This window comes from Halococcus qingdaonensis (assembly GCF_024508235.1).
GTDB classification, from domain to species: Archaea; Halobacteriota; Halobacteria; order Halobacteriales; family Halococcaceae; genus Halococcus; species Halococcus qingdaonensis.
This window is the reverse complement of record NZ_CP101943.1, coordinates 1,327,200-1,339,838: the sequence shown is the minus strand read 5'-3', so window position 1 is coordinate 1,339,838 and position 12,639 is coordinate 1,327,200. Positions and strand designations below refer to the sequence as shown.

The 12,639-nt window shown below is 65.3% G+C and carries 9 protein-coding genes; 5 read left to right on the top strand and 4 right to left on the bottom strand.

All coding sequences use genetic code 11. The annotated features are described in order from the left end of the window. Positions 1-25 precede the first annotated feature (25 nt). Positions 26-2,155, bottom strand: a complete 2,130-nt coding sequence (locus NO363_RS06965; protein ID WP_256687907.1) for a thioredoxin domain-containing protein — start codon at positions 2,153-2,155, stop codon at positions 26-28. Between the two features lie 87 nt (positions 2,156-2,242). Between NO363_RS06965 and NO363_RS06960 the strand changes: the two genes are divergently transcribed. Continuing rightward, positions 2,243-2,737, top strand: a complete 495-nt coding sequence (locus tag NO363_RS06960; protein ID WP_256687906.1) for a hypothetical protein — start codon at positions 2,243-2,245, stop codon at positions 2,735-2,737. A 29-nt stretch (positions 2,738-2,766) separates the two neighbouring features. On the opposite strand, the gene NO363_RS06955 is transcribed toward NO363_RS06960, so the two are convergent. Together NO363_RS06955 and NO363_RS06950 are read right to left on the bottom strand one after the other, a co-directional pair. Then, a complete protein-coding gene (locus tag NO363_RS06955; RefSeq protein ID WP_256687905.1) occupies positions 2,767-3,054 on the bottom strand; it encodes a hypothetical protein in 288 nt (95 codons plus the stop codon). A gap of 114 nt (positions 3,055-3,168) precedes the next feature. Further along, entirely contained in the window at positions 3,169-3,984 is an 816-nt protein-coding gene (locus NO363_RS06950; RefSeq protein ID WP_256687904.1) for a manganese catalase family protein, read from the bottom strand. A gap of 205 nt (positions 3,985-4,189) precedes the next feature. Between NO363_RS06950 and NO363_RS06945 the strand changes: the two genes are divergently transcribed. The 4 genes from NO363_RS06945 (at position 4,190) to NO363_RS06930 (ending at position 8,251) form a co-directional block, all read left to right on the top strand. Then, a complete protein-coding gene (locus tag NO363_RS06945; protein WP_256687903.1) occupies positions 4,190-5,005 on the top strand; it encodes an aldo/keto reductase in 816 nt (271 codons plus the stop codon). Between the two features lie 99 nt (positions 5,006-5,104). Beyond that, the gene (gene purD, locus NO363_RS06940) at positions 5,105-6,400 is read left to right on the top strand and encodes a phosphoribosylamine--glycine ligase (protein WP_256687901.1); all 1,296 of its coding nucleotides are present in this window, start codon (positions 5,105-5,107) and stop codon (positions 6,398-6,400) included. Next, positions 6,400-6,882 carry an acyltransferase gene (locus tag NO363_RS06935; RefSeq protein ID WP_256687899.1) on the top strand — a complete coding sequence of 161 codons (483 nt, stop codon included), beginning with the start codon at positions 6,400-6,402 and terminating at the stop codon, positions 6,880-6,882. Before purD ends, NO363_RS06935 begins: the two co-directional genes overlap by 1 nt. 127 nt (positions 6,883-7,009) lie before the next feature. After that, on the top strand, positions 7,010-8,251 hold the full coding sequence (locus tag NO363_RS06930) for an Nramp family divalent metal transporter (protein WP_256687897.1): 1,242 nt from the start codon (positions 7,010-7,012) through the stop codon (positions 8,249-8,251). 273 nt (positions 8,252-8,524) lie between these two features. On the opposite strand, the gene NO363_RS06925 is transcribed toward NO363_RS06930, so the two are convergent. Continuing rightward, positions 8,525-12,565: a DNA polymerase domain-containing protein gene (locus NO363_RS06925; RefSeq protein ID WP_256687895.1), complete on the bottom strand. Its 4,041-nt coding sequence runs from the start codon at positions 12,563-12,565 to the stop codon at positions 8,525-8,527. Between the last annotated feature and the right edge of the window lie 74 nt (positions 12,566-12,639).

Here is a 12,639-nt window from a genome sequence, read left to right as displayed (position 1 = left end):
TCGCCGGGATCAAGAACGCTGGCGTCTACTCCGATCCCGGACTCTCGGGTGCGAGCCGGTCGGCCCACGACAGCGCCTCGTCGATCTCGGTCTGGGGCGGCGAGCAGGTGAACGCACGACAGACGTACGCCGTCGGCTCGCCGCTTTCTCCTGTCCGATCGGCCCAGATCGGCGGCGCGTCGTCGATCGAGAGCCGGTCGAGCCAGCCGTCGAGCTCCGCGTCGGTCGGCGGGCGACGTGCGAGCAGCCGTCCGGGGAGATACGCGCGTCCGATGCGTTCGCGCCACTCGGTGGGGAGTTCGTCGGCGACGATCGTCAGCTCGAGCGAGCCCGCGGTGTGGCGGTCGGCCGCGAGCGCGAGCGACGCGCGCCGGAGCGGGCTCGCCTCGATCGACTCGGCGTGGGTTTCGAGTACCGTCTCGGCGACGTCCTCGAACTCCTCGTCGAGCGCGAACTGCGACAGCGCGAGCAGCGTGTCGACCGCCACCCCGGTACTGGAGGGCGTCGACTGGTCGTCGAGCTCCTGGGGCCGGGCGACGAGCGACTCGCCGCTCTGGGGAGTGAAATACAGTGTACCTTCCTCGCCGTCGAAGAACTCGCGGACGGTGGCACGCCCGAGATCGAGCGCAAATTCGAGCTGCTCGACCTCGCCGGTCGCCTCGTAGCAGTTGAGCGCACCGCGTGCGAGGAAGGCGTAATCCTCGAGATAGCCGTCGATCGCAGCCGTCCCGTCCTTGAATCGCCGCACGAGCCGTTGCTCTTTCTCGTCCCACAGCTGCTCGCGGACGAAATCGAGCGCCGCGACGGCCGTCTCGCCGTAGGTTTCATCGAGCGCAAGCCCTGCCTCGGCGAACGCCGAGATCATCAGCCCGTTCCAGCCCGCCAGGATCTTCTCGTCGCGCGCCGGGCGCTCGCGGTCGGCCCGCGCCGCGAAGATCGCCTCGCGGGCGCGTTCGAGGTCGGCCTCGATCTCCTCGGTCGTCGCCCCGTGCTCGTCGGCCAGTTCGTCGATCCCGGTGTCGAGCGTCAACACCGTCTTGCCGTCTTCGAAATTGCCCGCCTCGGTGATGCCGTAGCGCTCACAGAACAGGCCGGCGGCGAACTCGTCATCGACCGCCTCGTGGACTTCCCGAGGCGTCCAGACGTAGAAGGCGCCCTCCTCGTGTTCGCCCGATTCGCCCTCGCTCTGGGCGTCGAGCGTGCTGAAGAAACCACCGTCGGGGTGGCGCAGTTCGCGCTCGACGAACCCGAGCGTCTCGCGGGCGATCCCCGCGTAGCGCTCCTCGCCAGTGAGGCGATAGCCGGCGAGGTAGGCGCGCACGAGTTCGGCGTTGTCGTAGAGCATCTTCTCGAAGTGGGGCACCGTCCACTCGCGGTCGGTGACGTACCGGTGGAAACCGCCGCCGGCGTGATCGCGCAGTCCGCCGTCGGCCATCGCGTCGAGCGCCTCGACGGCGACCTCGCGGAAGGCGTCTCGCCCGGTCCGCTCGTGGGCCTGCATGAGGAGGTGGAGCCGCCCGGTCTGGGGGAACTTCTGCCCGCGGCCGAATCCGCCGTGCTCGCGATCGGCGTCGCTGACCGCACGTTGGGCAGCGGTTTCGAGCAGTCCTGGAGAGACTTCGCCCGGGGTGTCGGGCGTCCCCTCCAGTTCACCGGCCATCGCGTCGGCCCACTGGTCGGCGCGGCTCTCGATGTCCTCGCGTTCGTTCTCCCACGAGTCGGCGATGCCCTCGACGAGGTCGAGAAAGCCCGGCTGGCCGCGCTTTGCCTCGCGCGGGAAGTACGTACCCACATAAAAGGGACGACCGTCGGGTGTGAGCCAGACCGACAGCGGCCAGCCGCCGCGTCCGGAGACCATCGCGGCGACGGTCTGGTAGAGCCGATCGAGGTCGGGCCGCTCCTCGCGATCGACCTTGATCGGAACGAACTCCTCGTTGAGCCGTTCGGCCACGGTGGGGTCGTCGAAGCTCTCGTCGGCCATGACGTGACACCAGTGGCAGGCCGAATAGCCGATCGAGAGGAAGATCGGCACGTCGCGCTCGCGGGCCGCATCGAGCGCGTCGTCGTCCCAGGGCTGCCAGTGGACCGGGTTGTCGGCGTGCTGGCGGAGATACGGGCTCGCCTCCTCGTCGAGTCGGTTGCGGCTGGTGCTCATGGGTCCGGTAGACACCGCGGACGGGTAAACACCATCGCCCGCTCTCGCCGGCAGCAGGTTCTTGCCGAGCGCGAGCCCACAGTAAGGATGGCGACCCACCTCAGCCGCGAGCAGACCGAGGCGTGGCTCGACGAGTCGGTCGTGCAGAACGTCGAGAGCGAATCCGGCGACGGAACCGAGTACAATCTACAACTCCAGCTGTCACGGTTGCCCCTGCACGTGATCAAGGAGGAGACGTGGGGACCGCTACGTGTCGTCGGCGAGTGTACCTTCGACACCGATCGCGTCGCGGCGCTCGTCGAGAACGCGGAGCGCCGTCAGGAGCTACTGCTGCGCTTGAACCCGGTTCTCGCCGGCGCACCGGGCTTTTACACCTTTCTCGACGACGAGGGTGACCCCTGCGAGTTCCCCCGCGTCCACTCGATCCTCCTCGAAGACCGCCTCTACCCCGACGGCGCGAGCCAGCAGGCGCTGATGCGATCGGTGATGGCGACGGCGAGCACGATGCGTTCGATCCAGAACACGGCCGCCGCGCTGCAAAACCAGTCGATACAGCGCGCACACGACGATTCGACCGAGTAGCCCTCCGCCGCTACCCGTGATCGTGCGTCTCAGGCGTCGAGCTCGGCTGTCAGCCGCTCGATGTGGACGACCTCGGCATCGTTCTGGACCATCTCGATGACCGACCCATGGCGCGAGACGTCCGTCTCGATCCCGGTGACAGAGACCGCGTAGCCCGCATCGAGCGCGCCCTCGACGAACCCGACCGCCTCACGCGGATCCAGGTTTTCGAGCGCGACGGTCAGCGGGCTGCCAGCATCACTCTCATCCGCCTCGTCGAGTCGTGTGGCGGCCTCTTCGAGCGATCGGTCACTCATGTCGATGGTCACGTCCGCCATATCGTCACCTCTCGCTCGGACGGTATAAAGACGTGGCAGGCGCGCTCGCCGTTTCTATCCCGCCGCGATCACGCTCCGACGGCCGACACCCTGCACGGGAGCGTGGACGAGCAGCTATTCCCGGTTGATCTCGTTGTGCATCGCGTCGATGACCTCGTCGAGGTCGGGTTCGCCGCCGCCGGGCTGCTCGCCGTAGGAGAACTCGCCGTTGCCGTCGATCGACTCGCCCTGCGTCCAGCGCTGCTCGGGATCCGATCGGTCCTCGACGTGCGTGGACATGAACTCGTAGTTGTGCTCCTGGTTTTCCTTCTCCTGGGGGAAACTGTTCGGAACAGGGACGTGGTCGTCCATCGTTTCGAGCGCGGCGTGCCACTGGTTCTGGTGCATCGTATCGCGCGCGATGAGATACGAGAGCATATCCTGCATCCCCTCGTCGTCGGTCATTTCGTAGAGACGCGTGGCGAGCAACCTGCCCGTGGACTCGGCCATTACGTTCGCGTACATGTCGGCGGCGAGGTTGCCGCTGGCGACGACGTAGCCACCGGAGAAGGGTGCGCCGTTCGAATCGACCGGCATCGCGTGAAGCCCCGCCGAGAGCGCCTGTCGGGGCTGGCCGCTGTCCATCATCTCGGCGATGACGGGGTCCTCCCGGGCCTCCTCGCGCTGTGCGTTCGAGGCTCCCTGGAGGTTCTTTGCCACGGCGGTCGAGAGCATCTCGATATGGCCGAGCTCCTCGGTTGCGGTCTCCATCAGGAGCTGGCGATACTCCTTCTTCTCGGCCGGCACCGCGAAGGCCTGGAACATGTACTGGAGCGCGACGCGCATCTCACCCTCGGCCCCGCCGATCGCCTGCTGGAGCATCTTCGCGAAGCGGGGGTTCGGCTCCTCGACTTCCACCTCGTACTGGAGTTCGTCGTCGTGATAGAACATCGGTGTTGACCTCACCGAGAACACGATCGAGAGCCGAATAGCGGTCGTGCCTGCGAGTGCAACCGACCGTGACGGCTTGGCTGAACGGCGGTTCCGAACGGTGACCACCCGCTATTCGCCTCGCTCTTGTTTCTCTCCACTCACTTCCTCTTCCCTCACCACCGACCCCCGACAATCGTTTGACTGTCGCTCGCCATGTCGACGTATGAGACACGTCACGGTCGACGGTGTGGACGTCCCCGCACTCGGCTTCGGTACTGCCGGCATGGACACCGACGAAGAACGACAGAAGGCCGTCGAAGCGGCGCTCGCGGCCGGTTATCGACACATCGACACCGCACAGATGTACGACAGCGAGTCGGCGGTCGGGGCGGCGGTCGAGGAGTCGGACGTCGCGCGCGAGGAGCTGTTCGTGACGACGAAGCTGACGCGGGACAACCGCGCCCATGAAGCGGTCATCGACTCGACACAAAACAGTCTCGACCGGCTCGGCATGGAGTACGTCGATCTGTTGCTCATTCACTCCCCCGATCAGAACGTCCCTCACGAGGAGACGCTCGACGCGATGGACGAACTCGTCGCGGACGGACTCGTGAACCATATCGGCGTCTCGAACTTCTCCGTCGAGCAGACGCGAAACGCCGTCGACCACTCGGCGGCACCGATATTCACCAATCAGGTCGAGTACAGCCTCGCCACCCATCAGCCCGATCTCTTGTCGTTCTGCATCGACGAAGACGTGCTGCTCACCGCCTACAGTCCGCTCAAGCTCGGCTCGGCGCTCGAAGACGAGGAACTCGTAGCCGTCGCCGAGACGCACGGAAAGACAGTGCGGCAGGTCGCGATCCGGTGGCTGCTCCAGCAGCCGATGGTTTCGACGATCCCGCGGTCGTCGAATCCCGACCACATCGAGCGGAACAGTGCCGTCTTCGACTTCGAACTTGCCGACGAGGAGATGAGACGTCTCTTCGGAATCGGCGGCGGTATCGACGAGGAACTCGCGGCGACGATCGGTCTCTGAGTCGTCCCACCATTCTCCCGAGCGATCGATCACCGTCCTGCGATCCGAGCCGGTCCGTGAAGGACAACGCTTAGGTCGCCCGCGCCGGCCCCACTGCACATGCACGAGACCGTGCTTCTCGTCGGTGGCGGCGGTCGCGAACACGCCATCGCGCGCGCCCTCGCCGACAGCGACGCGGAGCTCTACGGCTGTGCGGGCACCCGGAACCCGGGGATCGCCGCCCTCGCGGCGGGATTCGAAACTCTCGACACGACGACCCCGCAGGCCGTCGTCGCCTACGCCGAGGAGGTCGACGCGACGCTCGCGGCCGTCGGTCCCGAAGCCCCCCTTCAGGCGGGTGTCGCCGACGCGCTCGCCGAGAACGGGATTTTTCCGTTCGGCCCGAAGGCCGACGCGGCGCGCATCGAGACCGACAAGGCCTACCAGCGGCGGTTCATGCGCGAACACGATATTCCGGGATGTCCCGACTTCGCGACGTTCGACGACATGGAGCGCGCCTGCGAGCACATCGACGACAGCGACGGCGATCTGGTCGTGAAACCCGCCGGCCTCACCGGCGGCAAAGGCGTGCGCGTCATCGGCGAGCAGCTCAGCCCCGCGGAGGCGAAAGAGTATCTCCGCGAGTCGAAGTACGACCGTGTCGTGCTCGAAGAGCGCCTCGTCGGCGAGGAGTTCACCGTGCAGGCGTTCGTTGCCGACGGCGACGTGCGCACGACGCCGGCCGTCCAGGATCACAAGCGTGCCTACGAGGGCGACGAGGGGCCCAACACGGGTGGAATGGGGAGTTACAGCGCCGCCACGCGCGAACTCCCGTTCATGACCGAGGCGGACTACGACGCGGCCGTGTCGATCATCGAGGAGACGGTCGACGCCCTCGACGACTACACGGGTGTGCTCTACGGCCAGTTCATGCTCACGGCCGACGGACCGAAAGTCGTCGAGTTCAACGCGCGCTTCGGCGATCCCGAGGCGATGAACACCTTGCCCGTACTCGACACCGACTTCCTCGACGTTCTCACGGCAGCCCGCGGCGGCGACCTCCCCGAACTCACCTTCGACGAGCGGGCGACCGTCTGCAAGTACGCCGTTCCGGCGGGCTATCCCGAAGACCCCGACGCGGGCGCACAGGTCGGGATCGACCCCGAGAGCGCGGGCGACGCGCTGTTGTTCTACGCGAGCGTCGACGAGCACGAGGACGGCATCTACACGACCACCTCACGGGCATTCGCAGTCGTCGGAATCGCCGAGAGTATCGCGGAGGCCGAGGAGATTGCGGCCGATGCGCTCGACGCGGCCGACACGGACGGACTGCGGGTGCGTGAGGACATCGGCACGGCCGATCTCGTCGAGTCACGAATCGAGCACATGGCCGAACTGCGTGGCCACGAGGGCTGATGGGCCGTCACGATCGCCTCACGGTGCATTCGACGCCGGGACGGCGGAACTCGCTGTGGCACTGGCCCGACGCGAAGAGCGCGTGGCGGATCATGTACACCTATGTTCTCGTCCTCGTCGCGCGTATCGCGCCCTCGCTACGGATCAAGAACTGGGCGCTCCGGCGCATCGGCGTCACCGTCGAACGGGGCGTCTCGTGGGGGCTCGAAGCGACACCCGATGTTTTCTGGCCGGAACTGATCACCCTCCGCGAGAACGCCATCGTTGGCTACGACACGACCCTGCTCTGTCACGAGTTCCTCCAGGACGAATATCGCACGGGGGAGGTGGTCGTCGGCGAGCGTGCGATGATCGGTGCAGGGGCGATCGTTCTCCCGGGTGTCGAGATCGGTGCCGACGCGCGCGTGGCCGCGAACTCGCTCGTGGCCAGCGACGTGCCGGCGGGCGCGACGGTCGCGGGCGTGCCGGCGACCGAGCAGTAGAAAACCGATCCCGGGGTGATTGCCACAAATCGTCACACCGTTCGTGAAAACAACGATCGAAGGACTCACAGTTATCCGATCGACCACAACTAGATTTATCCGATAGCCACGACCCGCTGTACACTCGATGAGTGCTCACACGGACGATTCATCTGACGAACCGGAATGGTCGCTGATCGGGCCCGGCCTGCTCGTCGCCGCGACCGGCGTGGGAGCCGGCGACCTCGCGGCCGGGCTCGTTGCGGGCAACCGATACGGACTGAATTTCGTCTGGGCGGTGCTCGTCGGCATCGTCATCAAGTTCGCGCTGAACGAGGGCGTTGGACGCTATCACTTAGCAACCGACGAGACCATCCTCGAAGGGATTCACTCGCTGGGACGGTGGGCGAGCGGCTTCTTCGGTGGTTACTCTCTCCTGTGGGGATTCGTCTACGGCGCTGCGGTCAGTTCGTCCGCGTCGCTCGCGGCGAATGCCCTCTTCCCGGCGATACCGTTCTGGATCTACCTGGTCGCTCACCCGATTCTCGGGGCCGTACTGGTGCTGGCGAACCGGTACGAGACGTTCGAGAACGTGATCACGGTCTTCATCGTGTTGATGGTCGTCACCGTCATCGGATCGGCGATCGCCGTGTTGCCCCAGCTCGGTGAAATCATCGGAACCGGCGTCCCCGCGCTGCCGGAGGGATCGATCGTCTACGCGCTCGGGCTCATCGGCGGCACGGGTGGGACGATCACGATGGCATCCTACGGCTACTGGCTCGCCGAGAAGGACTGGGACAGCCCGAACTACATTCCGGTGATGCGCCGCGACGCCTCCTCGGCCTATCTCATCACGGGGCTGTTCGTCATCGCGCTGATCGTCATGAGCGCGGCGCTGCTCTACGGCACCGGCGCGAGTGTCTCCGGCGAGGACGGGTTGGTCGCGCTGGCCGACAACCTCGGCAACCAGCTCCATCCCGCACTCCGGTTCGCCTTCCTGATCGGCTTCTGGTCGGCCTCGTTCACTTCGTTGCTCGGCACGTGGCATGGCGTCTCGTATCTATTCGCCGACTTCGTGGGCGAGTTCTCCGCGAACCCGGTCGAGGCCGATCGGCTTCGGGACACCAACGCGTACACGTTCTACGTGCTGTGGCTCACGTTCCCGCCGCTACTGCTGCACTTCCTCGGCGAACCGGTGTTCATAATCATCATCTACGGTGTTCTCGGCGCGGTCTTCATGCCGTTTCTGGCCATCACGCTCCTGTTGCTGCTCAACTCCGACCGTGTGGCCGCTGCGCACAGGAACGGGATGGTGTTCAACACGCTGCTGACCGCCAGCGCCCTCCTGTTCATCGTCCTGCTGGCGAACGAGCTCAGCACGCTTCTGTAGTCCCGCAGAGCCGATTTTCGATCGCTGTCTCCAGAGATGTGGACCGCATGCGGTGCTGTGCGGTTGCGGAACGGGTGGAGAAATCCGCATCCGCGCTCACTCCGTTCGCGCGGTTCGCGAGAGACGCGGAGCGTCTCTCTGGCTCTCGTTCACTCCCTGCGCTCGTTCATGAGAACGCCGCGAGTGACCGTCGGGAGCGAGCGGGTGTTTTTGATGAACCTTTTTGCAAGGGGTTGAGCGCCCGCAGGGCGCGATCCCCCGCAGTAAAAAGGTTCAGGTGAAGCTCCCGAGTCCGGTTTGTGTCTGGCCGGATTTGACCTCGTTCCAGGAGATATCGAGCGCTTCGAGCACGCGCGCGATCGGGCCTTTGAGCGTCTTGTCGAGCATCTTCGGCCAGTCGATGGCGAACTCGTCGGGAATTTGGTCGGCGTACTCGAAGCAGATGACGCCGTCGCCGTTGCTCACGTCGCGTTTGAACTCGCGGTAGAGGTCGTCCTCGGCGATCTCGGGCTGGTCGGATTCGATGCGTTGGAAGAAGCGGTCGTCGACGCGGTCGAGATAGAGCCGTTTGGGCTTGCTGCCGCGTTGGAAGTTCGTGCCCAGGAGGAGGTTCGCGTATTTCGCGCCGCGGACCTGGGCGGTGTCGGTATCGTAGTTGCCGAGGCGTTTGCCGATCCCGCCGGGGACGCCGACCTCGTCGATATCCACGTCGCCGTCCTCGAACCGTTCGATGACCTCGCGGACGTAACGTTTGACGTCGTCCAGATCCTCGCCGTGGACGATGCGATCGATCACCTCGTGCTGGACGTTCTTGGTGATCGGGGCGATGTCTGAGCGCTTGTACTCGAAGCCCGTGATGTCGACATCGTCGACGTCCTGGCCTTCTTTCCAGACGATGTGACCGGCGTAGCGTTTCTTCTTGCCGGCCTGGAAGAACCGGCGGTAGAGCTTCTCGAACTCGATCTCGAAGCGGTGCTCGTCGGCTCCCAACTGCTCGCTGGCGAAGGCGTCGTAGGAGTCGTTGATGTGCGACTCGATGGTGCCGGCCTGCTCGATGGCCGATTCTTTGGCGACGTCGCCGCCGAGTTCGAGCATGACCGAATCGGTGTTATGGAGGACGACACCACCGACTCCATCGACGAAGTTGTCGTTTTCAGCGACGCTGAGGTCGTACACGTAGCCATCGTGTTCGATGTCGGTACGCACCGGGTCGCGTCCCGATCGGTAGTGTTCGCACGTTCTGATGGTGTAGCTGTCCTTCGAGTCACGGAACTTCAGCGAGTGTTTCCGCCCGCGCTGTGTCAGCAGCATCGACAGTCCAGCAGCAAGCCGACGACTGACGGTCTCGTAATCGAAGTTTCGTTCGGCGTAGGCGTCGCTGTACCGTGGGAACTCTCGAGAGCCGTCGCCGTCGACGAGCCAGTCGAGAAACAGTTGCTGTTCGGAGTCCGGGAGATGGAACACGAACGACGGGACGCGCTTTCCATGGGACGTCTGACCGGCGAACTCGCGGAAGAACACCGCCGCAAGCTCGTTCATCATCTGCAGCTTGAGCGTCCGGTCGTCGTACGCGGCGCTCGTCTCGCCGGTCGACGTGTCGTAGGAGACGGTTCGTTCGTCGCGCGTGTCGCTGGCGATGATGCTCGCCGTGACGTTCTCGAACAGCCGGTGGTAATCGTCTTCGAGTTGTTCGAGCCACTCACGGCGCGATTCGGCGATGCTCGCTCCGAACCTCGTGTCTGTCGTTTCGGCGGTCGAGGAACTTCCTTCCGCAACGTAGGCGGCGAGCAGTCTGACGAGCGCTCGTCCGTCCTCGCCGTCGATGTCGATGTAGCGCTGCAGTTTGATCGTTGAGTCGAGGGTTCCGTGGTGGTCGTGCCCGAACCAGACGTACTCCTCGTCGGCGTGGACGCGCTTCGTTTTTGTCGTCGCCCGCTCGCTCCCGACACTTCTGCCGTCTTCGTACTCGCGCGTGTACCCGCCGAGGACGTCGTACATATCGATCGTCCCGACTGTTTCGACGTCGGGAATGGTCGGAACGCGAAGCGGCGTGTCGACGGCCGACGGTGCCGCCTCGGTAAGCGTCCCCTCATTCTCGACGACGTAGGAGTGATCCCGTGTCGTGATCGATTCGCCGAATTTGTGTTGGAGTTTGACGACCGACTTATCGGTTTCGTGTCGCATGACCTGCTGGATGGGTTGCCACTCGCTCTCGCCGTCGTCGGCTAGCGAAAGCGCCTGCCATCCGTCGAGCGAGCGCCGACTCTTGCCGACTGACGCGTTGGCGACGGAGCCCCCATCGGCCGTGATGAGCACCGACGATTCGGCAGTGGCCTTGCCCTGCTCGAACAACGTCTCGATGGGGAGAACTCGAACCCGTCCTCCGGGATCGCGAACGACCACCGGTCTATCGCCGGTAACGCTATCACCGTATGCGACCTGATAGTCCAGTTCGTTTGCAGCGTCCTCGGTGTGCTCGATGACCTCGCGGCCGGTCGCGGTCACGGCCGCGCCCATCTCGCGGTCGTACAGCCGGAACCGTTCCCAACCGAGCACCCCGTAGAGGGAGTTCATGATGACCTTGACGGCGGCCTGCTGGCGGTCGAAGCGCTCGTAGGCCCCGCTGCCCGGGCTGTGGTCGGCCCGCCGGGCTTTCTTCTCGTCACGCTCGGCGAGCAGTTCATCGACCATCTCCCGGATGATGCCGTCGGGATTCTTCCGGAAGTGCGTGCCATTGGGTGCGTGATAGGTCTCGCCGTCGTAGTGCTCGGGGTCGACCTTCGTCTCCGGGCTCGCGTTCGTCGTGACCATACACATCGGATAGAGGCTCTTGAGGTCGAGCACCGCCACCATCTCACGGACACCCGTGATGGGATCGAACACCGCGCCACCCTCGTAGTCCTCCGACTCCTGCTGGCCCTTCGACGGGAGCGCGAACTTCCCGTGGGCCTCGTGGAGCACGTACATGTCGACCGTATCGCCCGGCGTCGTGGCGTCTTCGAGCTTACACCCCACGAACGAAGCGACCTCCTGCCAGAACGGGATCACGTCCTGCTGGCGATCGATCTCGACACAGAGTTCGACGTCCCGAAGGTTGTATTCGAGCAGCCGTTCGGGGTTCTCCTCCCAGAGATCGCCGATCGATCCCGCGTACCGCTCCTTGCCGACGCCGAGTTCGACCTCGCCGACGGCATCGAGTCGGTAGGAATCGAGCTCGGAGAACTGCGTGCGCTGGTAGGCGTAGAGCAGGTCGAAGACGACCCGGCCCTTGACGTCGGGCCCCTGCCAGTCCGAGCGCCAGACCTCGTTCACCCGCGAGAGCCGGTTCGGATCGAGGTCGTGGCTCTCGCAGTCGGCCCCGCCGAGCACCTCCAGCCGATCGAGGAGGTAGGGCGCGTCGAAATCGGTGAAGTTCCAGCCCGTCAGCACGTCGGGATCGGTGTCGTCGATGTAGTCGAGGAAGGCGGCGAGCATCGCCTCCTCGCTCCCGTAGCGGTTGACCGTGGCGTCGATCTCCTCCTCGATCCCGACGTACTCGTCGAGTTCGTCCGGGCCGATCCCGTCGCTGGCCTCGTAGAGCCAGACGACGTACTCGTCGGTGCGCGAGTCGTGACTCGACAGACAGATGATCGTCTCCTCACCGTCCTCGGGGAAGCCCGAGCGGTCGTCGACCTCGATATCGAAGGTGCAGACACGTGCCTCGGCCTCCATCTCGGTCGCCTTGACCTCCTCGTGGGGAACGACGAGCGCGTCGTCGCTCGCGCGGCGGACAGGTACGCGAACGCCGCCGCCGATGTCCTTATCGATGAGAAACCGGTTCGGGAAGAGGATGTCCGCCTCGTAGTGATCGAAGCGGTCGCGGATCTGACCGACGTCGCGGGGCGTCTGGCCGAACACTTTGGTGAGTTTCTCGCCCCGAATGCTCTCGTAGGGCTCGCCGTTCTCGTCGGTCTCCTCCGAGCCGGTGATGCGGTCGTGGTCGAACCCATCCGTCAGGTTCGCCGTCGGCGCGTAGAAGTACGGACGGAAGCCGTGGACGCGGACGTGTTCGGCCTCGCCCGCTTCGGTTCGGCCGAAGACGTGGATGATCGGTGTCTCCCGTTTGCCCGATCCTTCGATGGTGTAGTCGACTTGCGTGACGGCGAGGTCGAGCGTTCCGTCGGGGTCGGGGTAGCGGCGGGCGCTCGGATCGACGAGTTCGGCCTCGTCGCCGCCGTCGCCGGCGACCGTCCGCGCCGCCGCTGCCGCCGACCCCGCGGCCGCCGTTTCGTCGGCGGCGCTGTCCCCAAGCGTCGCCTGCTCGGTCCCGGTCATGACCGCCCTTCGCCACCATCGGTAAAAACACCGGCGGTCGGCCGCGACGAACCGAAACACGGTTGTTCGCGACG